Source organism: Haloferax namakaokahaiae (assembly GCF_042663225.1).
Classification (GTDB): domain Archaea; phylum Halobacteriota; class Halobacteria; order Halobacteriales; family Haloferacaceae; genus Haloferax; species Haloferax namakaokahaiae.
In genome coordinates this window covers 544,592-566,496 of sequence record NZ_JBHTAA010000001.1, presented here as the reverse complement: position 1 = coordinate 566,496, position 21,905 = coordinate 544,592, and the positions used below count along the sequence as shown (strand labels likewise).

At 62.7% G+C, this 21,905-nt stretch carries 24 protein-coding genes; 13 read left to right on the top strand and 11 right to left on the bottom strand.

Annotation, left to right across the window (positions count from 1 at the left end; all coding sequences use genetic code 11):
* Positions 1 to 122 precede the first annotated feature (122 nt).
* The gene (locus tag ACFQJC_RS03090; RefSeq protein ID WP_390221785.1) at positions 123 to 611 is read right to left on the bottom strand and encodes a hypothetical protein; all 489 of its coding nucleotides are present in this window, start codon (positions 609 to 611) and stop codon (positions 123 to 125) included.
* Positions 612 to 917: 306 nt separating this feature from the next.
* Between ACFQJC_RS03090 and ACFQJC_RS03085 the strand changes: the two genes are divergently transcribed.
* The 4 genes from ACFQJC_RS03085 to yciH all read left to right on the top strand — a co-directional run bounded on the left by ACFQJC_RS03085 (position 918) and on the right by yciH (position 2,846).
* Entirely contained in the window at positions 918 to 1,748 is an 831-nt protein-coding gene (locus tag ACFQJC_RS03085) for a hypothetical protein (protein WP_390221784.1), read from the top strand.
* Positions 1,749 to 1,894: 146 nt separating this feature from the next.
* A complete protein-coding gene (locus ACFQJC_RS03080) occupies positions 1,895 to 2,071 on the top strand; it encodes a DUF1059 domain-containing protein (protein ID WP_390221783.1) in 177 nt (58 codons plus the stop codon).
* A gap of 179 nt (positions 2,072 to 2,250) precedes the next feature.
* Positions 2,251 to 2,379 (top strand): hypothetical protein, encoded by a 129-nt coding sequence (locus ACFQJC_RS03075; RefSeq protein ID WP_390221782.1) that lies wholly within the window; start codon positions 2,251 to 2,253, stop codon positions 2,377 to 2,379.
* Between the two features lie 161 nt (positions 2,380 to 2,540).
* A complete protein-coding gene (gene yciH / locus ACFQJC_RS03070) occupies positions 2,541 to 2,846 on the top strand; it encodes a stress response translation initiation inhibitor YciH (RefSeq protein WP_390221781.1) in 306 nt (101 codons plus the stop codon).
* 98 nt (positions 2,847 to 2,944) lie between these two features.
* Here yciH and ACFQJC_RS03065 read toward each other — a convergent pair whose 3' ends face one another.
* Positions 2,945 to 4,162, bottom strand: a complete 1,218-nt coding sequence (locus ACFQJC_RS03065) for a GNAT family N-acetyltransferase (protein ID WP_390221780.1) — start codon at positions 4,160 to 4,162, stop codon at positions 2,945 to 2,947.
* Positions 4,163 to 4,328: 166 nt separating this feature from the next.
* Here ACFQJC_RS03065 and ACFQJC_RS03060 point away from each other — a divergent pair, with 166 nt between their 5' ends.
* The 3 genes from ACFQJC_RS03060 to ACFQJC_RS03050 all read left to right on the top strand — a co-directional run bounded on the left by ACFQJC_RS03060 (position 4,329) and on the right by ACFQJC_RS03050 (position 5,605).
* Complete coding sequence (locus ACFQJC_RS03060) at positions 4,329 to 4,559, top strand: hypothetical protein (protein WP_390221779.1); 231 nt, start codon at positions 4,329 to 4,331, stop codon at positions 4,557 to 4,559.
* A 140-nt stretch (positions 4,560 to 4,699) separates the two neighbouring features.
* Entirely contained in the window at positions 4,700 to 4,951 is a 252-nt protein-coding gene (locus ACFQJC_RS03055; RefSeq protein ID WP_390221778.1) for a hypothetical protein, read from the top strand.
* Positions 4,952 to 5,074: 123 nt separating this feature from the next.
* Positions 5,075 to 5,605, top strand: coding sequence for a DUF5815 family protein (locus ACFQJC_RS03050; RefSeq protein WP_390221776.1), 531 nt, complete (start codon positions 5,075 to 5,077; stop codon positions 5,603 to 5,605).
* Between the two features lie 121 nt (positions 5,606 to 5,726).
* On the opposite strand, the gene ACFQJC_RS03045 is transcribed toward ACFQJC_RS03050, so the two are convergent.
* Complete coding sequence (locus ACFQJC_RS03045; protein ID WP_390221775.1) at positions 5,727 to 6,749, bottom strand: S66 family peptidase; 1,023 nt, start codon at positions 6,747 to 6,749, stop codon at positions 5,727 to 5,729.
* Between the two features lie 144 nt (positions 6,750 to 6,893).
* Here ACFQJC_RS03045 and carB point away from each other — a divergent pair, with 144 nt between their 5' ends.
* Together carB and ACFQJC_RS03035 are read left to right on the top strand one after the other, a co-directional pair.
* Positions 6,894 to 10,142, top strand: coding sequence for a carbamoyl-phosphate synthase large subunit (gene carB / locus ACFQJC_RS03040; RefSeq protein WP_390221774.1), 3,249 nt, complete (start codon positions 6,894 to 6,896; stop codon positions 10,140 to 10,142).
* A 101-nt stretch (positions 10,143 to 10,243) separates the two neighbouring features.
* Positions 10,244 to 10,966: an SDR family oxidoreductase gene (locus ACFQJC_RS03035; RefSeq protein ID WP_390221773.1), complete on the top strand. Its 723-nt coding sequence runs from the start codon at positions 10,244 to 10,246 to the stop codon at positions 10,964 to 10,966.
* Here the strand turns inward: ACFQJC_RS03035 and ACFQJC_RS03030 are convergent.
* Positions 10,963 to 11,784, bottom strand: coding sequence for an NAD(+)/NADH kinase (locus ACFQJC_RS03030; RefSeq protein ID WP_390221772.1), 822 nt, complete (start codon positions 11,782 to 11,784; stop codon positions 10,963 to 10,965). The genes ACFQJC_RS03035 and ACFQJC_RS03030 overlap by 4 nt on opposite strands.
* 139 nt (positions 11,785 to 11,923) lie before the next feature.
* Here ACFQJC_RS03030 and ACFQJC_RS03025 point away from each other — a divergent pair, with 139 nt between their 5' ends.
* Complete coding sequence (locus tag ACFQJC_RS03025) at positions 11,924 to 13,036, top strand: KaiC domain-containing protein (RefSeq protein WP_390221771.1); 1,113 nt, start codon at positions 11,924 to 11,926, stop codon at positions 13,034 to 13,036.
* Between the two features lie 420 nt (positions 13,037 to 13,456).
* On the opposite strand, the gene ACFQJC_RS03020 is transcribed toward ACFQJC_RS03025, so the two are convergent.
* From ACFQJC_RS03020 to ACFQJC_RS03010, 3 genes are all read right to left on the bottom strand, one after another.
* Positions 13,457 to 14,128, bottom strand: a complete 672-nt coding sequence (locus ACFQJC_RS03020) for a nitroreductase family protein (protein WP_390221770.1) — start codon at positions 14,126 to 14,128, stop codon at positions 13,457 to 13,459.
* 135 nt (positions 14,129 to 14,263) lie between these two features.
* Positions 14,264 to 14,692, bottom strand: a complete 429-nt coding sequence (locus ACFQJC_RS03015) for a universal stress protein (protein WP_390221769.1) — start codon at positions 14,690 to 14,692, stop codon at positions 14,264 to 14,266.
* Positions 14,693 to 14,762: 70 nt separating this feature from the next.
* Positions 14,763 to 16,709, bottom strand: coding sequence for an ATP-binding protein (locus ACFQJC_RS03010; protein ID WP_390221768.1), 1,947 nt, complete (start codon positions 16,707 to 16,709; stop codon positions 14,763 to 14,765).
* A gap of 112 nt (positions 16,710 to 16,821) precedes the next feature.
* Here ACFQJC_RS03010 and ACFQJC_RS03005 point away from each other — a divergent pair, with 112 nt between their 5' ends.
* The gene (locus ACFQJC_RS03005) at positions 16,822 to 17,178 is read left to right on the top strand and encodes a DUF7113 family protein (protein ID WP_390221767.1); all 357 of its coding nucleotides are present in this window, start codon (positions 16,822 to 16,824) and stop codon (positions 17,176 to 17,178) included.
* Positions 17,179 to 17,197: 19 nt separating this feature from the next.
* Here the strand turns inward: ACFQJC_RS03005 and ACFQJC_RS03000 are convergent, their stop codons facing one another.
* Entirely contained in the window at positions 17,198 to 18,469 is a 1,272-nt protein-coding gene (locus ACFQJC_RS03000; protein ID WP_390221766.1) for a DNA double-strand break repair nuclease NurA, read from the bottom strand.
* 90 nt (positions 18,470 to 18,559) lie between these two features.
* Here ACFQJC_RS03000 and ACFQJC_RS02995 point away from each other — a divergent pair, with 90 nt between their 5' ends.
* Positions 18,560 to 19,219, top strand: coding sequence for an HAD family hydrolase (locus ACFQJC_RS02995; RefSeq protein ID WP_390221765.1), 660 nt, complete (start codon positions 18,560 to 18,562; stop codon positions 19,217 to 19,219).
* 22 nt (positions 19,220 to 19,241) lie between these two features.
* Here ACFQJC_RS02995 and ACFQJC_RS02990 read toward each other — a convergent pair whose 3' ends face one another.
* Positions 19,242 to 19,625 (bottom strand): hypothetical protein, encoded by a 384-nt coding sequence (locus ACFQJC_RS02990; protein WP_390221764.1) that lies wholly within the window; start codon positions 19,623 to 19,625, stop codon positions 19,242 to 19,244.
* Positions 19,626 to 19,673: 48 nt separating this feature from the next.
* Complete coding sequence (locus ACFQJC_RS02985) at positions 19,674 to 20,120, bottom strand: DUF2240 family protein (protein ID WP_390221763.1); 447 nt, start codon at positions 20,118 to 20,120, stop codon at positions 19,674 to 19,676.
* A 132-nt stretch (positions 20,121 to 20,252) separates the two neighbouring features.
* Between ACFQJC_RS02985 and ACFQJC_RS02980 the strand changes: the two genes are divergently transcribed.
* On the top strand, positions 20,253 to 20,627 hold the full coding sequence (locus ACFQJC_RS02980) for a 30S ribosomal protein S8e (RefSeq protein WP_390221762.1): 375 nt from the start codon (positions 20,253 to 20,255) through the stop codon (positions 20,625 to 20,627).
* A gap of 126 nt (positions 20,628 to 20,753) precedes the next feature.
* Here ACFQJC_RS02980 and ACFQJC_RS02975 read toward each other — a convergent pair whose 3' ends face one another.
* On the bottom strand, positions 20,754 to 21,755 hold the full coding sequence (locus ACFQJC_RS02975; protein ID WP_390221761.1) for a PhoU domain-containing protein: 1,002 nt from the start codon (positions 21,753 to 21,755) through the stop codon (positions 20,754 to 20,756).
* Positions 21,756 to 21,905 lie beyond the last annotated feature (150 nt).

Here is a 21,905-nt window from a genome sequence, read left to right as displayed (position 1 = left end):
CTGACGAAACTACACCTGAAGAGAAGTCTTTGTCCCCGATTAGTTCGACCACAACTCTCTCGCGGCTTATCGGTGTCTTCCGTTTTTGATGAGCTGTGGCAATGAGTCAGGCAATTCCGAACTCAGGGGAGCAGAGGTAAGTCGATACCAACTACATACTGAAGAGCAAGAATTATCAGAATTAAGGCGAGCGTGAGTGACCCAAAGAGGCGACGATACGTATCGTACCATTCTGTTGACTCTGTATCTCCCGCGAAGTAACTCTTCAAATTGTAGGCTCCTACGATAATACCAAGAACAACAAATCCCATCAGCCATCTGAGAACCTCGGAGGGAAGGAAATCAACGATAATGAGAAGGACAGACGCGAATCCCATCAGCGCTACAGCTTGTGAAACACGGCCTTCGTAGCCTTGTCTACTGGCTTGAATGCCGACCAGTAAAAGCGCGCCAATTCCGAGCAACAACCCGATTTTCCCAAAAAGGGAGAGGGGAGAAAGTGCGAAGGATATACTTTCCCAGATTACGTCAAGTGCCCAGTTCCAGACATCTATTAAAAATGACCGGAGGATGTTGACGAGCGATTCGGGTGTTGTTGGGAACCCTGTCATTCAATATGCCATTTTCATCGACATTTGAAAGACATATTGTTTATTTGTAAAGTGGACTTTGGAAACGGAGGCATTCAAATATTATCCAAATACCTTCTCCTCTACTCGACCTTATCGCGTTCGTCCCTGGGTCGTAGTGCTTCTCAAAAATATCGAGACCCACGTTCATGCGGTCGCTGACGACCTTATCGGGTACATTCTTCGACAAGTGGTGCGTAATCGACCTCCGTCGTATCTTGTGAGGACTCAAATCCTCACATGAAGAAAACTCAATATTCTAGCACCCATCGACCAGCCAACGACCCTGTGCCACCCCTCACCCACACCAAAACCAACCTCGCCCGCGACGTAGCCCTGCTTCTCGCCCCAGTCCCGCTCTTACTCGCCCTTCACTTCCTCACGCCCCAATCCATCCACTCCCAGTTCGTCTTCACCTTCGACCTCTCCGAACCGTGGCGACTGCTCACGGCGGCGTACTTCCACAATTCCGACTCCCACCTCTACAACAACCTCGGCGGCTACGCCGTCGGGGCGCTTCTCACGTGGATGCTCTGTCTCCGCATGGGCGAACGCCGATGGTTCCACGTCACCTTCGCCGCACTCCTCCTCGCCGTGCCGGTGCTCACCCAACTCTCGACGTTTGCGGTGTTCACCCACCAGTTCGGCCCCGACCTGCAAACTACCAGTCGGGGATTCTCGGGCGTCGTCTCCGGCTTCGGTGGCTTCGCGTTCGTCGCACTACTCGCGCTCATCAGCACGGCCTACTCGCGCACCGTGGTCTGGTACTCAGGCTTTCTCATCGTGCTCGTGTTCCTCAACGAGTTGTTGGTCATCTACACCGGGACGGTTTCACCGACAGTGATTGGACTCACCGGATTGGGTGCTGTCCTGTCGGTCGGCGAGATGTACCGCCAGAGCGATGTCGGGTTCGAGCGCCCGCGCGAGGCATGGAAACCCATCGCCATCGACGCTATGAACGTCGTGCTCATCGTCGCCCTGCTCGTAATCTACGTCTACATGCTCTTTCCGAGCACGATCGTCTCGGACGGCACGACGACGAACATCTACGCCCACGCACTCGCTATGGTCTGGGGCGGCCTCGTCGCCGCCGCGACGTACCAACTACCCACAATCTAAAAACAAACATCCAACCCACAAAACGAGTTTAAACAAACGAACAAACAGAACCTTCTCTCCAAACTCAGTGTTCAACCAGAATTTCTGAAAAGCCCTCATCAAAGTAGAGAAAGCTATATCACTATTGTGGGCTATGTACTCATATAATGTTTAAACTCACCTGTCTCTCTGGATGCGGCTACGACACCACCGCCTCCTCCCGCGAAGATGTCGGCGTGCTCGTCATGGAGCACATGGCCGACGAGCACGACACGCCCGTGGACCCGCTCGAAGCGGGCGAACTCGCGCTCAAAACGTACGACGACGCGCCACGGTGGAACTGAATCTGCACGCTCTTGGTCACATCCCGCTCTGTGACTGTCTGTTCTGAACGACGCTCGTAACTTCACGAACCACGACGCTGTCTTTCGATTCCCACACCAGACTCGAACGTTCTCCGAACAAATTTACTCAGTTCCGTATTCCAGTAGTATTAAACCCGTACAGGTAATATGGATGTGTGATGCCAACCATCGACGTCTCCGAACAACTGTACCGCCAGCTTGAGTCCGCCGCAAACGGCGAAGAACTCGACGTGGCGATGTGGAAGATGGTCGGTCGCTACCAGCGCGGCAACACTCCGGGCGACTAACCACGAGATTCAGTTTCAGTTTTCATACGGCCACTCGCGTGGTCATCATCAACCCCCTCGCCGCGATGCCCTTCGCGGCGACAATCGTTTTACCATTGTGAGTGTGCGCGCCGCGTGACCATCGGAGATAACCACTTACGCGTGTAGCCCCTCTCTCGAACGTGGAAAAGAAGAAGAAAGACTTCGCATCCATCACGGGCCTTCCCGAAGAACTCGGCATCGACGCCGACTTGGAGAAGGTCGGACAGACGCTCTCGATTCGCAAAGACACCCGTCGGTACGGCAAACCAATGACCGTCGTCTCGGGGTTCGAGGCGGACCGCTCGGAGTTGAAGGAACTCGCCTCCGAACTCAAGCGCCGACTCGCCTGCGGCGGCACGGTGGTCGATAACGAAATCGAGTTACAGGGAAATCACGTCGAGCGCGCCCGCGACATCCTCGACGAACTCGGGTACAGAGTCGCCTGAGACTGATGGTCAAACGGCTGTAACCGCCGGTCGGTTCAGTCGCTTCTCTTCTTCGCCGTTTCGAAAAATCACGGTCGAGAGGAGTCGCTGGCTCTCGATTAGAACCCTTCTCGGAGGTACACGTCGCGCTGGGTGAATACCGAATCCAACGTATCGAGTGCACCCGCTGTGTGCGCGGAAAGGTACGCCGTCCGCGACAGCGATTCTGCGGTTCGCGCACCGACGAGCAGTTGCGAGAGCGCGCCGATTTCGACGGTCGCGTCCGCGTCTGCGTCGGTCTGTGTGACCGTCGTCGAACCGGCGTCCACGTCGAGACGGAGCGTCTGGTCGTTCCACGCACAGCGGTCGTCGGTCACGTCGATGACGAGCGAATCGGTCGTCGTCTCGTCCAGCGACACGGCTTCGAGCGCCGCCTGCACGTCTACGATACGGACCATCGGACCGGGCTTGATTTCGACGGTCGCGGCTCGCGGGTCGGGCAGGTCGTCGATGAGCCGTGTGGACTCGTGTTCCCTGCCGATGGTAATCTCGTCCACCTGTGAGTCGTGATCCCGGAGGAACCGGAGCAGGTGCCCGCGCGCCTCGCTATCGACGGCGACGAGTGCCACGACGGTCATGCTTCTGCTGTCCCAGTCACCCTCGATTCGGAAGATGAGGTTGCCGCGGAGTTCGCCGTCTCTCTCCCACCCGTAGACGTAGGGGTCGCTCTCCCAGCCTCGGAAGACGCGATAGCGCCACCAGCCTTCGGTCGGGTCGAGCGCGAGGTCCTCCGTCGAGGCCGTCCGGTAGAGTCCGTCCACGCGCTCCCAGTCGTCCGCTTCGAGGCGGACGAACTCGCCATCTGGGTCGGGCACCACGTCGGCGAGGTCGTCGGGGCTGATTTTCGTCTGCGCGTAGTTGTTCGAGGTCGCCCACCCGAAGCGGCGATAGAACTCGTATTCGAACGGCCAGAGCGCCGAGAGATAGCGACCCGACTCGCGTAGTTCGACGAGCAACTGGTCGAACATCTCGGAGATGTGGCCCTGTCGTCGCAGTTCGGGCGGCGAGGCGACCGCCGTGATTCCGGGGAGGGGATGCCACTCGTCGCGGACGCGTGCGCTGAAGTCGTAGTACGCACACACCGTCAACAGGTCCTCTGTCGAGAGGTCGTCGGGGTCGGCGTCGGGCGGCGCGTCGTAGAATCCGTACGGGTGATAGATGTCCGGGTCGGGGTGGTCCGAGTGGTCCCAGTCGGGACCGCTCTCGGGTCGAAACGCGTAACCGAGCACGTCGCGGTACGCTTCGCGGTGGCTCTCGGGCAGAGAATGGAGGTTCATAAAATCCGTCCGCGGGGTGGTGATATATGCTTTGGGTGGGCACTGTCCAGCAGTTTTCTGCCCTCGATCGAGGTTCGTCTGAGGTTCGTCCGAGGTTCGTCCGCGATTCTCTCGACACGCAGGTCGAACCGTGTGATTCACGTCGATTCGCCTCCGAGACGGAGACATGGCCAACACGCAGGATTCGCTACTCACGCGGAGTCGGTTGCTCCTCATCGCCGTCGTGACGGGCGGCATCATCGTGCCGGGACTCCTCCGCAGATTCCTCGGCGAGGCGGGCTACACCGACCTCGGGATGCTCGTGTTCGTCCTCGGGTACGCGGGAATGGTCGTCGTCGTCTGGTACGGCTGGCTTCGACCCATGGACATCACGGGTCCCGAAGACCAGCAGTTCTAGCTCACGACCGGACGTGTCGTTGTGGGCGACCGGACGTGTCGTTCTGAGCGACCCCACGCTGGCGGTGTCACGGGTCGCCCCGAAGGCGAACGAGAATAACGGAACTTTGATAGTCGATTCGCACCGACCGGAGAACAAGAATGCTTCCGCTTCAGCTCATCGACAGCTTCCTGCTGAACTACAACATCGGGCAGGCGCTGTTGTTCGTGTTCATCCTATCGACGGTCGGGGCGCTCCCGCTGAAGTCCCAGCGTATCATCGGCATCAACACCATCGTCTTCGGGCTTATCTTCCTCCTGACGCCCGTGGCGATCGCCAAGCCGCACTACCTCTTCCTCGGTATCGTGCTGCTCATCGCCGGACCGCTGCTCTACGTCACCGCCCGTCGCTGAACCACGCGCTCGAACCATCGATTCGAACACCATCCGAACCACACTCGAACGACACTGTTCTACTTTCCGCACGTGACTCCCGAGAACGCGACGTTTAAACGATGAGAACCGCAACCCCTCACTATGTCTGAACCGAGCGTCCCCGGCGGTCGCGGGGCCGTCGTGGACCTGCCCTGCGGCGAGGAAAAGCGCGTCCGAACGCTCGACCTCGGCCGTCGAGAGTTCGACTGCCCCTGTGGCGACACGCACGCGGTCGTGATGGACGTTCATCCCGCGGACCGATTCTTACCCGAGTTCCTCCTCGAAGTTCTCCGCGAGGCCATCGAGACGACCAGCGAAGATATGCCCGAGTTCGGGACGGCACACCTCATGGGACTCGTCCTCGAAGAGTTCCCGCAGTCGGTCGTCTCCGAAGACGTCTCTGACGACGGCGAAATCGGCGCGGGTATCGTCTGGGTGACCGATTTCGATTCTCGAAGGCTCCACGAGATAATCGTCGAACTCGTCGTCGAACTCATGGAACACGCCGTGAGCCACGCCGACGACGAAGTCGCCGTCTCCGAGTTCGAACGCCAGATGCTCGAATTCGACGTGAGCGAGTTCGTCGAGACCTACCGCGCCCAACGCGACCTCGACCCCGAACCGTACATGTGAGACCGGAGGCGAGCGCCCTCCACCGCGACCAATTTCACTGAGACCGATTCTACTGCGACCGGTTCTCCCGAGACGACCCTACTGCGACCGGTTCTCCCGAGACGACCCTCCTGCGACCGAATTACTGGAATCGAATCCGTCTGACCGTCGGGTCCAGCGTCACCTTCGCTCCGAGCGGCAGCGGCGCAATCGGCGAGCAGTGGCCGAACTCCACGTCGAACACTGCGGTGGCGTCGGGATTGTATTCGTCGAGCGCGGCACAGATTTCGTCTCGCAACTGCTCGCGGTAGTCGTCTCCCGGATTCCACTCCAGTCCCGGTGAGTGTGTCTGCGGCCGGCCGACCACGACACCAGAGAACCGTCCGAGCAACCCGCGTTCACCCATCGCCCGGAGCGTATACCGGACCTCGCGCGGGAGCGGAACGTCTTCCGACGTCTCGAGCGCCAAAACCGCGCCGTCGAGGTCGCCGGGGTCGGGGAGATAGCGCTCGGTCTGGAGGTGCCACTTGACGATGGAGAAACACCCGCCCCACACGCGCCCGGTGACGGTCTCTTCACCCCGCCACGTTCGACCGTCGTTCTCGCGCCACTCGCGCGGGTCTCCCGTCTCGAAGTCGAACCACTCGTCGGCCCACTCCGGCGACGGTTCGACCACGCCCAGTGACTCCTCGAAGAAGGCGCGTCGGAGGTAGCGCTCGGTGTACGGGTGGAGTTCTGGGTCCACCGTCACCGTCGGATGGAGGACCGCGCCGTAGCTGACGATGCCGTGTTTCCACAGGAACAGCCGGAGGTTGTCGTTGTCGCTGAAGCCGTAGAAGCGCGTCGGCGACGACGTGAGTCGGTCGGGGTCGAGGTGCTTGAGTACGCGAAGTTGGTCGTCGCCGCCGGTCACAGCGACGACGCCCCGAACCGCCGGGTCTTCGAACGCGCGCATGATGTCCTCCGCGCGTGCCTCGGGATTGTCGCGGAGCCACTCCCAGTCTTTCGTCGCCGTCTCGAAGATGACCGGGTCGAGCGAGAACGTCTCTCGAAGCCTGTCGCACGCGCGTTGAAGCTTCGACTCCTCGATTGGACGCGACGGTGCGACGACGGCGATTTCGTCACCCGAACCGAGCGGTGGTGGCGTCGTAAAGACGGGGAGCATGCCTCGTGTCTACTCGGAATCGCTTCAAAAGCCTTGCTCGGGTGAGTATTCGACGGTTCAGCCACTTTTCGAAAATCGTAATTCGATTTCGGACCTCGTAATTTTTCGCCGGACTTATTACGATGTACGGACTCAAAACCGACGATGACCGACGAGGACACCCACCCCGGCACACCGGCAGACGCCGACGACCGGACTATTTTGCTCATCGGAAGTGGCCCAATCCAGATAGGACAGGCGGCGGAATTCGACTACTCCGGCGCGCAGGCCTGCCGCGCCCTACGAGAGGAAGGGGCACGAGTCGTCCTCGTCAACTCCAATCCCGCGACCATCATGACGGACCCGGAGATGGCCGACAAGGTGTACATCGAACCCATCAACACCGAAGCCATCGCCGAAATCATCCGCAAGGAGCGCCCAGACGGCGTGATTGCGGGACTCGGTGGCCAGACGGGATTGAACGTCACCGCAGAACTGGCCGAAGAGGGCGTCCTCGAAGAGTACGACGTGGAAATCATGGGGACGCCGCTCGATACCATCTACGCGACCGAAGACCGCGACCTGTTCCGCGAGCGCATGCGGAAAATCGGCCAACCCGTCCCCCGTTCGACCACCATCGTACTCGAAGACGGCGAACACGTCTCGAACATCACCGAAGAGGCGCTCACAGAACGCGTCGAGAAAGCCGTCGATTCCGTCGGCGGTCTCCCCGTCATCTCGCGGACGACCTACACGCTCGGCGGCTCCGGCTCCGGCGTCGTCCACGAGATGGACGAACTCCTCGCCCGCGTTCGCAAGGGGCTTCGCCTCTCGCGCAACAACGAGGTGCTCATCACCGAGTCCATCGCCGGCTGGGTCGAACTCGAATACGAGGTGATGCGCGACGCCGACGACTCGTGTATCATCATCTGCAACATGGAGAACATCGACCCGATGGGGATTCACACCGGCGAGTCCACCGTCGTCACCCCGTCGCAGGTCATCCCCGACGAGGGGCACCAGGAGATGCGCAACGCCGCCCTCGAAGTCATCCGCGAACTCGGGATTCAGGGCGGGTGTAACATCCAGTTCGCGTGGCACGACGACGGCACCCCCGGCGGGGAGTACCGCGTCGTCGAGGTGAACCCGCGCGTCTCGCGCTCCTCGGCGCTCGCCTCCAAGGCGACTGGCTACCCAATCGCCCGCGTGACCGCGAAAGTCGCCCTCGGCAAGCGCCTCCACGAGATTACGAACGAGATTACCGGCGAGACGACGGCGGCGTTCGAACCCGCAATCGACTACGTCGTGACGAAGGTACCGCGCTGGCCCAAGGACAAGTTCGGCGACGTGGACTTCGAACTCTCCACGGCGATGAAGTCCACCGGCGAGGCGATGGCAATCGGCCGGACCTTCGAAGAGTCGCTCCTCAAGGCGCTTCGCTCCTCCGAGTACGACCCCGCCGCCGACTGGGACGAGGTATCCGACGACGAACTCGAAGCAGAGTACCTCGTCAAGCCGACGCCCGACCGTCCGTACGCCATGTTCGAGGCGTTCGAACGCGGCTACTCGGTCGAAGAAGTCGTCGAACTCACCGACATCCACGAGTGGTACGTCGAACGCTTCTCCCGCGTCGTCGAGTCGGTCGAGGACGCCGCCGAGGGTGACTTCGCCGCGGCCGCCTCCGCAGGCCACACGAACGCCTCTATCGCCGAGGAGACCGGCGAAACCGTCGATACCGTCGAACAGAACGTCCCCGGGCGCGTGTACAAACAGGTAGACACCTGCGCCGGCGAGTTCGCCGCACAGACGCCGTACTACTACTCCTCGCGCAAACCCGAGTTCTTCCGCGGTCCCTTCGAGGGCGACGCCGCGGGCAACGAACTCCGCGTGGACCGCGACATGGAGAGCGTCGTCGTGGTCGGCGGCGGCCCGATTCGCATCGGGCAGGGCGTCGAGTTCGACTACTGTGCGGTCCACGCCGTCCAAGCACTCCGCGACGAAGGCATCGACGCGCACGTCGTCAACAACAACCCCGAGACCGTCTCGACGGACTACGACACCTCCGACGGACTGTTCTTCGAGCCGATCACGGCCGAAGAGGTCGCGGACGTCATCGAGGCCATCGACGCCGACGGCGTGATGGTCCAGTTCGGCGGCCAGACCTCGGTCAACATCGGTCACGGACTCGAAGCCGAACTCAAGCGCCGCGGCGTCGAGTGCGAAATCCTCGGCACCAGCGTGGACGCGATGGACCTCGCGGAGGACCGCGACCGCTTCAACCGCCTCATGGACGACCTCGACATCCTTCAACCGGAAGGCGGCTCGGCGACCAGCGAGGAAGAGGCGCTCGAACTCGCCAACGACCTCGGCTACCCGGTGCTCGTCCGCCCCTCGTACGTCCTCGGCGGCCGCGCGATGGACGTGGTCCACTCCGACGAGGAGTTGAAAGAGTACATCGAGGAGGCGGTGCGCGTCTCGCCAGACAAGCCGATTCTCATCGACCAGTTCCTCGCCGACGGCGTCGAACTCGACGTGGACGCGGTGTGTGACGGCGAACGCGTCCTCATCGGCGGCGTGATGGAACACGTCGAGGCCGCCGGGATTCACTCCGGCGACTCCGCGTGTATGATTCCGCCGCGCTCGCTCGACGCCGAGACGATGGCTCGCGTCCGCGAAGTCACCGAAGAAATCGCCACGGCGCTCGAAACGGTCGGCCTGATGAACGTCCAACTCGCCGTCAAGCAGAACGACGACGGGGAGAGCGACGTGTACGTCCTCGAAGCCAACCCGCGCTCTTCGCGTACCGTTCCGTTCGTCTCGAAGGCGACGGGCGTCCCAATCGCAAAGCTCGCCGCGAAGGTCATGGCCGGCCAGACGCTGGACGAACTCGAAATCGAAGAACAGATTCCAGAGCAGGTCTCGGTCAAAGAGGTCGTCCTCCCGTTCGACCGCCTGCCGGGTTCGGACCCGCGTCTCGGCCCGGAGATGAAGTCCACGGGTGAGGTCATGGGGACGGCGACGACGTTCGCCAAGGCCTACGAGAAGGCACAGGCCGCCGCGAACGACCCGATTCCAGAGGCCGGAACGGTGCTCGTGGACCTCTCGGACGAGGAGTTCCCAGACGCCGACACCGAGGAGGGACAGGCACTCCTCGACGCGTTCGCCGAGTACTACGACGTGGTCACACCCGGCGACCTCGACGACCTCGTCGGCGCGCTCCGCGAGGGCGAACTCGACTTCGTGGTCTCGCGTGACCGCGCGATTCTGACCGAATGCGTCGAAGAGGAGGTCACCTACTTCTCGACGCTCGCCTCCACGAAGGCGGCCCTCGAAGCGCGCGCGGCGGCCGACGAACCGATCGACGTGGCTCCCGTCTCCGAGCGCCCGCGCACGGTTGCCAACTGGGGCCAGTAAGCCGCTCGCGGCTTCGACCACCTCGAACGCACCGACTCTCGACTCCTGCGGACTTTTGTCGCCTTCACGAAGGTTATTGAGCCTCGGTCCGACGTACGACCATGACACAGACTGGCATGCGCGTCCTCGTGGCGGGCGCGACAGGTCGAACCGGGCGACACGTGCTCGCCCGACTCGCGGAGACACCCGCCACGGTGCGGGCGTTGACACGCGCTGCCGACGAGCGCGACGACCTGTTGGCACGCGGCGCTGACGAGGTCGTCGTCGGCGACTTACTCGACTCCGAAGACGCGCGCGAGGCCGTCATCGGCGTCGATGCGGTCGTCTCGACGGTCGGTTCGACACCCGGGATGGACACCATCCGCGGGACTCTCGTCGATGGCGAGGGAATCGTCAATCTCATCGACGCGGCCACCGCCGCCGGCGTCTCACGCTTCGTTCTCTGCTCTTCTATCGGCGTCGGCGACTCCAAGGACGGAATCCCGCTCTCGATGCGCGCGATTCTCACCGCCACGGGCGTGCTCTCGGCGAAAGACGAAAGCGAGTCCCGTCTGCGGGAGTCGTCGCTCATCCATACGATTATCCGCCCCGGCGCGCTCACCGACGCACCCGCGACGGGCGACGTCCTCGTCGGCGAAGGCGGCGACTCGGTGAGCGGCAGTATTTCGCGCGCGGACGTCGCAGACGTGCTCGTGCGGTCGCTCTTCACCGAAGCGACCGAGAACCGAACGTTCGAAATCGTCTCTCGACTCGGCCTTCGTAACTCCCCGGACCGGTTGGTCGAACTGCCGTGGGGCGGGCCGTCGGTCGAACCCGCAGATTAGTCGAGTTTTCCTAACGCCTGGAAGAAATCAGAGGTCGGCCCAGCGAGTCGCACCGGCGAGTCCGATGGCTCGATACGAATCGACGCCGGCGAGTCGATAGACCGCCGGGTTCGCCCGTCGCCGACGACGACCGCCGAAGGGGCGTCTTCGACCGAGACGGTGACCGTCGAATCGCGCGAGACGACGAGCGGCGGCATGCCCTCGGTGGCGGCCATCTCGGTGACGACGAGTCCTTCGACGCCCGGATGGACGAGCGGGCCGCCTTCGCTGAGGTTGTAGGCGGTGCTCCCGGCAGGCGTCGAGACGAGCACGCCGTCGGCGTGACCGACCGAGTACACAGAGTCATCGACGCGGATTTCGAACGTCGCGCCGCCGCCGTGGCCGCGTCGCGGGCCGTGGATGACGACTTCGTTCATCGACGGATGCATCTCCCAGTCGTCGCCGGAGGCGACGATGCGCGGCACGTCTCGAATCGTCTGCGACCCGTCGCGGAAGGCGGCGACTTCTTCGAGGACGGTCTGAAGCGCGTCTTCCGGCGAGACGGCGTTCAGGAAGCCGACTTCGCCGAGGTTGACGCCGACGATTGGGACGCCGTCGGACCCGTGAGCGGCGTAGAGAAACGTGCCGTCGCCGCCGATACTCACCACGAGGTCACACTCGTGGAACGTCTCGACGGGGACGCCCGAGCGGTCGAGCGCGGCGGCGGTCGCCTCGTCGAACCGGACTTCGACATCGACCTTCGAAAGCGCCTTGCGCATGTCTCTTGCGAGGGTCGCGGCCTGCCTGTTGCCCTTTTGTGCGACGATGCCGACGTTCATGCCCCGCGGTTCGGTGCGCCCGACAAAAAACACACCGTCATGGTCGTCCGACAGTACGAGAAACGTTCATCACGTTCGCCCCCGACGTTGCAGTGATGGCAGGCATCGACGCAGGTTCCTCCGTCATCCGGTGGTCCCCATGAGCGACGATGACGACTGGTTCGAGCGTGCGCTCCGCGAGGGCGACGGAGAGAAGTCTGACGGCGATATCGACGACGGTGCAACCGACGCGGCAGATGCGGCCGATGAAACTGACGCGCCTGATACAACCGACACAGCCGACGCCGAAGCAGACCAGGAGCACGGCGACTTCCCACCAGCAGAACCAACCGAATTCGATGCACCAGACGTGTCGGACGAGCCAGCGGGCGACAACCCGTTTGCGACGGACTTTGCGACTGCGTTCGAAAACGCGCCCGACCTCGACGGCTTCGATGCGGGCGCGATGGACTCGAACCCACCACGCGATAGCGACGACTTCGACGAAGTGTTCGGCTTCAGTGGCGGCGACTCGTCCGAGGCTCAATCGTTCGACGAGGAGGAGTTCGAGTCCGACATCGACCGCATCGATATCGGTATCGAAGGCCTAGACGACATGATTCTCGGCGGCGTCCCTAGACGCTCGCTCATGGTGACGATTGGGAGCGCCGGGACGGGGAAAACAACCTTCGGCCTGCAGTTCCTCAACGAGGTGATGAAAGACGGTGGCAGTGGCGTCTACATCACGCTCGAAGAGAGTCGCCGTCGCATCCTCGAGACGGCCGAGGAGAAAGGGTGGCCCTTCGGTGAGTACGAAGCGGAGAACCGACTGGCAATCGTCGACCTCGACCCGGTCGAGATGGCGAACAGCCTCTCCAGCATCCGTAACGACCTCCCGCGACTCGTCGATGACTTCGGGGCCGACCGCCTCGTCCTCGACTCGGTGTCGCTCTTGGAGATGATGTACGACCACCCGTCGAAACGCCGGAGCGAGGTGTTCAACTTCGCGCGCTCGCTGAAAGACGCTGGCGTGACGACGATGCTCACCTCGGAGGCGAGTCAAGAAAATCCCTACGCGTCTCGACACGGTATCGTCGAGTATCTCTCCGATGCGGTGTTCATCCTCCAGTACGTCCGCCCCGACGACTTCCGTGAGACGCGTCTCGCAATCGAGATTCAGAAGATACGCGATGCGAACCACTCGCGCGAGACCAAGCCGTACGAACTCACGAACGACGGAATCAGCGTCTACCAACAAGCGAACATCTTCTGAGGTCGCTCGGCCCGCTCGTTATGCGCCCGGTATCTCGTCGAAAGAACTGAACTCGTTCCAACACTCGCACTCCAAATCGTCTAACGAATCTACTTCGTCGGGAAGACTACTCAGTGACATTCCAGTCACCGCGTCACACTGTTTGGTGTGAACCGAGAAATCGTCGCTCGACATGATGAACATACGATATCGTCCTCGTCTTCGGCTACACGATACTCGTATATGATTCTTAGTCACTCGTCAAACTCTGAGTTTTTCAGGGGGTGGATATTCTGTCCGGAGGTGAACTATCTTGACATCCTCTGCCCTCGCGTCCGCATCGTTCACGAGGTGTCAAACGCGAGTGGTTCGAGGGGATGTACGTCCGGTGAGTGACGGGTGGATGGACGTCCGGCGAGAGAGGATTCGAGACAGGTCGCCTCAGTCGTCCGCGGGTGCAGGCTCAGCGAGTCGATTCGGGGAGAACTCCTCGTAGTGGACGACTTCGTCAACCGGGCGGCGGTACTTCTGTTCTGCTTGCAGTTCGCCGGCGTCTTCGGCGGGGATACCCATCGTCAGGAGCATGACGGGTTCGTACTGAGAGCCGTCGATGTCGAAGGCATCGAGCACCGCGTCGGGGTCGAAACCGCCGATTGGGCAGGTGGCGACGCCCTCGTCCCACGCGGCGTTCATGAGGTTCATGGCGACCAACGACGTGGAACGGACGGTCCAGACGCGGCGCTCTTCTTCGGGGAGGTCGGCCATTCCGGCGATGTTGTCGAGGATACCTTCGGCGACCTCCTCGTTGGGGAGGTAGCCCTTCTCCAGCATGTCCTCGACGACGGTCTCGGCGTGTGCTTCGGGGTCTTTGTTCCCGAGGACGATGATGGACGCGGCGGCACCCGTCACGTGTTCTTGGTCGTAGGCGGCCGCACGGAGGGCCTCTTGGGTCTCGTCTTCGCGCAACACGACGAACTCCCACGGCTGGAGATTGTAGCTCGATGGGGCCTGAACGGCGTTCTCGAAGATAGATTCGAGCGTCTCGTCGTCGAGTGGTTCGTCTGCGTACTCGTGGAGCGACCGGCGCGTCGTTACGACTTCTTCGAATTCCATTAGAAGGCCCAACGAAGGACAGAATAATAGGCCCCGTGAATCCGGGTAAATCGTCCGATTTCAGGGTGCTCGCAGGGCTCATGGCGTTGGATTCACCAGGTTACATTCACGCCACTGACGTGAGCCCGAGTTGACTTATCTGACGACGGTCACCGGAACGGGCGAGTCGCGGACGATCGCTTCTGCGACGCTGCCGAGGATGACGCGTGAGACGCCGGTTCGGCTGTGACTGCCGACGACGACGTGGTCGTAGTCGTCTGCTTCGAGCACTTCGACGATGGTCTTGGCGGGCTTGCCGACGGCGATTCGTGTCGAGATATCGCGGTCGGTATCGACGAGCGAGGCGTCGGCTTTCACCTGCGCGAACGTCTCTGTCGCCTTTCGCTTCTGTTTCTGATACCACTCTTCAGAGCCGCTGAAGGCGCTGTCGGTGTATTTGGCCGTACTGGGGTTGATGACGTTCAGCAGGGTGAGCTTCGCGCGCGGCCACTCCGTCGCGGCGAATCGAAGCGCCTCGATGGACTGCTCCGACCCATCGACTGGAACGAGAATGTGGGTGGCCATACCGCGAGTAATCGGGGGGAGGACAAAAACCTGCGCCGCGTCGGGTGCCGATTTGTCTCCCGGTTTTCATCTACCGGTCGCCGTGGCGGGTCACACAGTTCGACAGGCCGATGAGTTCGACGGGGTCGGAGTTGTCGGGCGAGTAGACGACCATCTGACCCTTCTCCATGTAGGGCACCTTGCTTTCGAGGTTCGGCGGGATGTTGACGCTCTTGATGGCGTCTTCGTCGCCGAGGTTGAGCACGATTTTCGTGTTCACCTGTTTGAACACCGGGTCGGCGATATCTTGCGGGTCCTGCGTGATGAGAAACAGGCCGAGGCGCTCTTTGCGCCCCTGTTTCGCGGCTTCGGTGAACTTTTTGATGACCTTCTGGGCCTGGACGCTGTCCGCATCGGAGAGGAAGTTGTGCGCCTCGTCCATCCCGAGGACGACGGGCGTCTCCTTGATTCGGTCGCTCTCGGGGTCGTTCGAGAGTTTGTCGTCGATGAGCATCGAGGAGACGGCGAGGACGAACAACTCTTTGGCGCGACTCGTCGGCAGGTGGTAGGTCGGGACCACCGTGAGTCCGCCGGGTCGGACGAGTTCGTGGTCCAACTCCGTAATCGGCTTGGCGTCTTGGTCGAAGACGCCCTTGGGGATGCCGCGAACCCGACGTTTGACCGCGTCGAACGTCGCTTCGTGGACGCGCCCCGACTCGTGGAGTTCTTCTTTGAGCGCGGGGTCGTCGAGGAACGTCAGGAACTCGCTGTAGGTGCCGGCGTCGCCGTAGTCGCGGAAGAAGCGGTTGATGAGCGAGAGCAACGCCGGGTACTGGTTCTCGTTGAGGCTGCTTCCCGCGACCAGCCACGGCAGGTCTTCGACCATCGAAAAGGGGATGGTGAATTCGAGTTGCTCGGCGCGATGGTTCGCACCGGCGTACGACGACCCGGCCATCTTGGGCACGAGCGCGACGGTGTCGTCGTGGCCGCCGTGGGCGATGCCCTCGCGCTCGTAGCGCTGGGCCGTCTTCGCGTCCAGCTCTTCGTTGTCGTCGTGCATCTGCGCGTACTCGTCCTGCGGGTCGAACTGCACGACAGCGGTCTGCACGTCGCGGCCGTCGTCCATCTCGTAGGTTCGCTCGGGCGAGAGATACTGGCGGAGGATGTTCTTCGAGGCGTGGGTCTTCCCCGAGCCAGTTCCGCCCGCGACGAGCGAGTGGCGGAAGACGAGCGGGTCGCCGTCGGCGTAGTTGTCGTTGAGCCGGTAGTCGATAGTCGGCGGCGACGCGGAGGTTCGGACCTTCTCGCCACCGACCGAGAGGTGGCCGAGGAAGACGCCGTCTTCGGGAATCTTCAGGCCGGTCTTGATTTGGGTCGCGTCCTTCGCTTCGCCGACGGTTGCGCCGGGTTTGGGCACGCGGTCAACCATCCGGCGTTTGAGTTCGTCGTCGTCGGAGAAGAGGACGGCGAGGGGTTCCAACTCGGCCATGAACTTGTAGTCGCGTTCTTTGAACTCGTCTTCGGAACGGCGCATGGCCCGCCGAGCGTGGATTTCGGTGGCGTCGTCGGCGTGGAACTCCTGGGCGTATTCGAGTCCGACGATGTGGCAAAAGAGGAGTTCCTCGTCGGGGTAGGGGACGATGAGATACGTGCCGAGACGGACGTGCTCGCGGTTGCCAGTCGTGACGAACGCGCGGAGCGTCGTCCGGTCGCTGTCTTGGGAGACACGAAGCCCTTGGGAGACGGCGATTGCGCCGAGTCCACGCTCGGTTCCGACCGGGTCGGCATCGTACGATTCGAACGAGAGACTGTCGTCCTCGGCGGCCGACGTGGACGCGTCGCGGTTCGACGCTTGCTGGCCGTTCGATGCCTCCTCGCCGTTGGACGCTTCCTCACCGCTGGAGGCTTCCTCGCCATTGGACGCCTCCTCGCCGCTAGTCTCTTCGATGGGCTTCCGCGGGGTGGTTCGGCGAGACGACTCGCCGTTCCCATCACCCTCGTCACCACGAATATCTGTGAAATCCCCCAAATCGCTCATGCCCACACCGTTGGCGGCATCGATTAAAAACCCTCAGCACGTTCCGCGAGACCATCTGGTATGTACCCCCATCCCGCGCACGACTTTTGATGCTCGCGCTCCTACCACATCTATGCTTCTGGTTCGTGGACACGGCGGTGGCACGGCGCTCACGGGGACGATATTCGAGCGCGGCGAAGAAGCGCCGAAGTACCGCGGTGCGCCGGACGAAGCGGCCCCGTACGTGTGGGTTTGCGACGAGTTCTACGAAGTCGAGAGCGGCGGCACCGAGACGACTATCGACGGTCGGACGATTCGCGTCGCGTTCGACAACCCGCTCCCGCGGGGGTTCGACACCCGCGACCAGGCACTCAGCGCCGCCAAAGAACACATCCGCACGCAGTTCGCGCGCGTCGGTGTCGCCGGCGACGACGTCACAATCGACGTCATCCGACCCGAAGAAGAAGGGTCGCCGGCGGGACCGGTTTGACGGGAACGACCCGCTCGAATCACTCGTCTGCCGGCCACCGCACGTCGTCGTAGGCGTACTGTGCCTCCGAAGACATCTCTTCTGCCAACTTCTGTCGGAGCGCGGCTTTCTCGCCGACGCTCACGCGGGCTAACTCGTCGGCCTTCTCGATTGCCGTCGGCGGCCCGCGATTGGCGGCCACGTCTCGCACCGCCTGTAGCGTGAGTTTCTCGCGCACCTCGGGGTCTTTCGTGACCGCGTAGGGTGCTTCGACGCGGTAGCCGACGTCGGTCCGCGGGTCGTAGATGGTGAAGAACGTGACCGTGTACGCTTCGGGGTCGAGTTTGCGGTCGATGCCGAAGGCGTCGCCGTCGGCGCTCACTTGCCTGTCCGACCCGCCGCGAGAGACGAACCAGTTCGTGAAGGTGAGTTCGTCGGTCCGGCGGTCGTCGAGGTCCGGGCCGGTCCGCTGTTCGAGCAGTTGGATGAAGAAGGCCACGTCGTCTATCCACGGTACCTTCCCGCCGCCGGATTCCTTGAACTGTCGCTCGACGGTGTTGACGATGTGTTTCGCCGAGGGGTTCTTGACGAACCCGGCGAGTGGGACGCCGCGCTCGACGAACTGCTCGACGAGGCGGATGTAGTTCTCCACGATGGCCTTCGGTTGGGCCTCGCGCGTCAACTCGCGGAGTTCGGCGTCTCTATCGCGCCAGTTGAGGAGTTCCTTGGGGTAGAGCGGGCCGTCCAAAAAGAGCAGGTCGGACACGTGGTCGGCGTGTTCGAGCGCGTGCGCGCTCTCGGCGAGGTAGAGCGAGAGCGCGTGGACGACGCCCTCGGCGTAGCGACTGACGCGCGGGGCGCGGATGACGCGCCGTCGGCCGTAGCCTTCGTCGGACTTTCGCCACTCCTCTTCGCCGATTGGGGCGGTCGGGTCGCGCGTGTGCGCGGTCATGACGATACTGCGGTTGCGGTGGAGGTCGAGGTCCGAGGGTTCGGCGGCCATCGCGGCGTGGGCCACGTCGAGGACGAGACCGTTCTTGAACGTCGTGGGGTTGATTGTCCCCGAATCGAGGCCGTGAACCGTCGGAAACGGCGGTTCGGCGAGGGCGACGTCGTCGATGACGGCGGCGTTGAGTCGCTGTTCGCCGAGTGGTTCGACGACGGGGCGGCCGCCGCCGACGGGTCGAAGCGGGTCCAACCACTGCTCCCAGACCGTCCGGGCCACGTCGTCGTGGTCGGTGTCGTCCATCGTGCCGGCGAGGGTGCTCGCCATGCGCGCGATGTCGTCCACGTGGACGGGGTCGAGGGTCATACCTCGGCCTCACACTCGATGGTAAAAAACACGCCCCTCCTCTCAGTGTCGGCACCCTCATATCAGTTGGTGACTAACGGTCGGCCGACGATGCCAGTCTCCGCAGTCGGGTTCGACCTCGACTACACGCTCGCGGTTCCGACCCGGGACCGCGAGACGATTCTCTCCGAGGCAGCGAGCGAAACGGGCGCACCGCCGCTGTCCAGAGAGGCGTATCTCAGAGCGCACCAGCAACATCTCACGGGCGAGACCCGAACGCCAATCTTCGAGACGCTGCTCGACGACCACGACACCGCCGTGGACCCCGAGCACGTGGCCACGGCCTACCGCGAACGCATCACCGACGCCGTCGAGCCGGTTCCCGGCGTCGAAGCCATGCTCGCCGGGCTTCGGACCACCTATCGAATCGGCGTGCTCACGAACGGTCCGGTGCTCGCACAGGAGTCGAAACTGGAGAAACTCGGGTGGTACGACCACTTCGACGTCGCGCTCGTCACGGGCGCGCTCGAGGCCGGCAAACCGGACGGTCGCTCGTTCGACGCGCTGTTAGAGGCGCTCGGAACCCCCGCCGAAGAGACGGTCTACGTCGGCGATAGCGTCGAACACGACATCGCGGGGGCAGACGCGGCGGGTCTCATCCCCGTCCAAGTGCTCGGCCCGGAGGGCGACGACCCGGACCCGCGGGCCATCGCACACATCGAGCGCGACGAGTTGTCGGTGCGCCTGCCGGAACTGCTCGCCGACCTCTGACTCGTTCGAATCTCTGATTCTCCTATTCGTCGTCGAACGCCGCGACGAGCGCGCGGAACGTCGGCAGTAACCACTTGACTTGCGCGCCGTCTTCGACGAAGACGAGCGTCCGCGGCGGGCGAACGGCCTTCGGGCGAACGCGAAGGTCGGCCTCGCTCGCGTGCTCGGCGGCGAGGTCCGGGTGAGAGACGAACTCGACGCGGGCGCGGTCCGGTTGGACGAACACCTCGGCGACTCGCTCGTCGCCGTGGTTTACGCCGAAGGCGAACGCGCCGTCGTCGGTCGGTTCCACGTCGGGGTCGGACTCGACGATTTCGAGGAGAGAGAATGCGTCTTCGTGGCCCGTGAGTTCCGAGGCGAGCAACTGGGCGATTCGCTTGCCGTCCGAGAGAGCATCGACGACCATACTCGACGTTCGCCGAGGGAGGGTTTTGGGGTGTCGTTTTCTCGTCGGCTACTCGCCGAGCGACGACTTCGCCTTCGCGGCGGCGTCGGTCACGTCGATGTCGTTCTCGCGGGCGAAGAGGACGGCGGCCGCTTCGGCGGTCACGCCGAGTCGGGACTGCCGGTCGTTGATGTCGGCGACGGCGGTGTGTTTCTCGATGCCGGCGGCGACGCAGGCGTCGAGAATCTGCTCGAAGGCGGACTGCTCGCGGAGGACCGACGCGTCGGGTTCGAACTCTTCGGGGACCGTCACGTCGGCGGGGTCGAAGGCGGCGACGACTTCGCCGTCGTCGAGTTCGACCAATCCGCGGCCCGCGGCGAGGTCGATAAGGCGCTTCGCCTGGTCCGGCGAGAACCAGTCGCGGTCGAGCGAGAGGGCGACGACGAACTCGCCTTCCCCGAGGCGAGTCGCCCCGTGCTGGCGGAAGGGAACGGCGACGGTGACATCGAGGCTCATCGATTCGACGGGTGCGGCGGGCGAACTAAACGGTTTGTGTTCCCGGCCGGCCGATTCGGGCCTTCGGCCGTGTCACGGCACCACAAGACGTGAGTCGAGCGATTCAAGTACTCACCGAGGTTTGTACCCCGTATGAAGGACCAAGGACGCTCCAAGCGAAAGCGGACCGGTGGACGACGCAAGCCGTCCTCGAACAAGAAGCGCTACCAGCTGGGTCGTGAACCCGCCGCAACGACGGTCGGCGAGCCACGATTCCAGGTTATCGACTCCCGCGGTAACGAGTCGAAGCTCCGTGCCCTCTCGACCAACGTCGTGCAGGTCGCCGACGGCGCAGACGTCACCGAAGCCGAAATCGAAGGTGTCGTTGACAACCCGTCGAACGTGAACTACGCACGTCGTAACATCATCACGAAAGGCTCCATCATCGACACGAGCGCCGGCCGCGCACGCGTGACCTCCCGACCCGGACAGGACGGTCAGGTCAACGCAGTCCGCACCGACGAATAGATTCTCTCTCGCCACGTCGATTTGACGTGGCACCGACGACTCGTTTTCAGAGCGAGAGCCATCGCTCGCGCGAGAAGACGAACGAAAGTAAGAGTCGAAAACGAGAGAACGGAGTCGAAACCGCGTTCAGGGCGTTGGGGCGGCCTTCTGGAGCGCCGTCTCGGCGATGTTGCCACCGTAGTCGGCCGCACGCGAGACGGAGTCCACGATGAGTCCGAGCAGTTGCGCGCGGGCGGGGTCGAGGTCACGGAGGAGTTCGTCGATGGCGCGAGCGCGCTCGTCGATGACCTGCACCGACTCGCGCGACTCGTTGGCCAGTCGCGTCGCCTCGGCGCTGTCGTCGGCGAAGAGCGCGTCCATGCCGCCGTTGACGACGGTCTGCGCCTCGGCGAACAGGTCTTCAATTGCCTCGATGATTTCCTCGCTGACCGGTTGCTCGAAGTTGAGCGTCAGGTGGGCAATCTTGGTCGCGTGGTCGCCGATGCGTTCGAGTTGGCGGGCGGCCGACTGGTAGTCGAAACAGACCTCGCGCGGCAGGCCGAGTTCTTCGGCCGCCTTCGGGGTTCGGAGAGTCGCACGGAAGATGCGCGAGACGACCATCCAGAGGCGGTCCACGTCGTCGTCGCGCTGGATGACGTCGCGGGCCATGTCCTCGTCCAACTCGGCGAGCGCGCTGATGGCGTCTTCGAGCATGGACATGGCGATGAGGCGCATGCGCGTGACCGCGTTGTGAATCGAGAGTTCAGAGGAGTCGAGCAGGTCGCGGATGACGACTCGGTCGCGGGTCTCTTCGAGGACTTCGAGACCGACGAGGCTCTGAGTCGCCTCTCGAATCGTGCGTCGCTGGTCGGTGCTGATGCGCGAACTCTCCAGCGAGATGATGTCGAAGCCGCTCACGTACATCGTCATCACCGCGCGCGTGAGTTCGTCGCCCTCGAGGTTCGTGATTTCGAGGGTGCCCTCGGTTCGCTCCTCTTCGGTGCGAGGGGTCAAAAACAGCGAATCGCCTTCCGGGTAGAATTCGACTTCACTCCCGGCTGAGATTCCGTTCTCGGTGGCCCAGCCTTTCGGAATAGAGACTGTGTACGTCGAGCCACCGGTGACCTGCACCTTTCGGGTTTCGACCATACCACTTTGTGAACACCTTTCCACAATAAATCTGTCTATCACTATATAATGGGTTGCTACTTTCCACATTGAACGGTAGAACTGGAACGAGAGAGATATCTCTCTACACACGGGCGTGGTTATGGACGATTTTCGCGGATGTATGTATCC

Bases quoted from the DNA above. Each gene is read 5' to 3' on its own strand.
- ACFQJC_RS02990 (WP_390221764.1), bottom strand. From the start codon at position 19,625: ATGGTCGTCGATGCTCTCTCGGACGGCAAGCGAATCGCCCAGTTGCTC.
- ACFQJC_RS03080 (WP_390221783.1), top strand. From the start codon at position 1,895: ATGTTTAAACTCACCTGTCTCTCTGGATGCGGCTACGACACCACCGCC.
- ACFQJC_RS03005 (WP_390221767.1), top strand. From the start codon at position 16,822: ATGCTTCTGGTTCGTGGACACGGCGGTGGCACGGCGCTCACGGGGACG.
- ACFQJC_RS03020 (WP_390221770.1), bottom strand. From the start codon at position 14,128: ATGGAATTCGAAGAAGTCGTAACGACGCGCCGGTCGCTCCACGAGTAC.
- ACFQJC_RS02980 (WP_390221762.1), top strand. From the start codon at position 20,253: ATGAAGGACCAAGGACGCTCCAAGCGAAAGCGGACCGGTGGACGACGC.
- ACFQJC_RS03030 (WP_390221772.1), bottom strand. From the start codon at position 11,784: ATGAACGTCGGCATCGTCGCACAAAAGGGCAACAGGCAGGCCGCGACC.
- ACFQJC_RS02975 (WP_390221761.1), bottom strand. From the start codon at position 21,755: ATGGTCGAAACCCGAAAGGTGCAGGTCACCGGTGGCTCGACGTACACA.
- ACFQJC_RS02995 (WP_390221765.1), top strand. From the start codon at position 18,560: ATGCCAGTCTCCGCAGTCGGGTTCGACCTCGACTACACGCTCGCGGTT.
- ACFQJC_RS03035 (WP_390221773.1), top strand. From the start codon at position 10,244: ATGACACAGACTGGCATGCGCGTCCTCGTGGCGGGCGCGACAGGTCGA.
- ACFQJC_RS03050 (WP_390221776.1), top strand. From the start codon at position 5,075: ATGTCTGAACCGAGCGTCCCCGGCGGTCGCGGGGCCGTCGTGGACCTG.
- ACFQJC_RS03000 (WP_390221766.1), bottom strand. From the start codon at position 18,469: ATGACCCTCGACCCCGTCCACGTGGACGACATCGCGCGCATGGCGAGC.
- ACFQJC_RS03045 (WP_390221775.1), bottom strand. From the start codon at position 6,749: ATGCTCCCCGTCTTTACGACGCCACCACCGCTCGGTTCGGGTGACGAA.
- ACFQJC_RS03055 (WP_390221778.1), top strand. From the start codon at position 4,700: ATGCTTCCGCTTCAGCTCATCGACAGCTTCCTGCTGAACTACAACATC.
- ACFQJC_RS03060 (WP_390221779.1), top strand. From the start codon at position 4,329: ATGGCCAACACGCAGGATTCGCTACTCACGCGGAGTCGGTTGCTCCTC.
- ACFQJC_RS03090 (WP_390221785.1), bottom strand. From the start codon at position 611: ATGACAGGGTTCCCAACAACACCCGAATCGCTCGTCAACATCCTCCGG.
- ACFQJC_RS03010 (WP_390221768.1), bottom strand. From the start codon at position 16,709: ATGAGCGATTTGGGGGATTTCACAGATATTCGTGGTGACGAGGGTGAT.
- ACFQJC_RS03075 (WP_390221782.1), top strand. From the start codon at position 2,251: ATGCCAACCATCGACGTCTCCGAACAACTGTACCGCCAGCTTGAGTCC.
- ACFQJC_RS03065 (WP_390221780.1), bottom strand. From the start codon at position 4,162: ATGAACCTCCATTCTCTGCCCGAGAGCCACCGCGAAGCGTACCGCGAC.
- ACFQJC_RS03015 (WP_390221769.1), bottom strand. From the start codon at position 14,692: ATGGCCACCCACATTCTCGTTCCAGTCGATGGGTCGGAGCAGTCCATC.
- ACFQJC_RS03025 (WP_390221771.1), top strand. From the start codon at position 11,924: ATGAGCGACGATGACGACTGGTTCGAGCGTGCGCTCCGCGAGGGCGAC.
- carB (WP_390221774.1), top strand. From the start codon at position 6,894: ATGACCGACGAGGACACCCACCCCGGCACACCGGCAGACGCCGACGAC.
- ACFQJC_RS02985 (WP_390221763.1), bottom strand. From the start codon at position 20,120: ATGAGCCTCGATGTCACCGTCGCCGTTCCCTTCCGCCAGCACGGGGCG.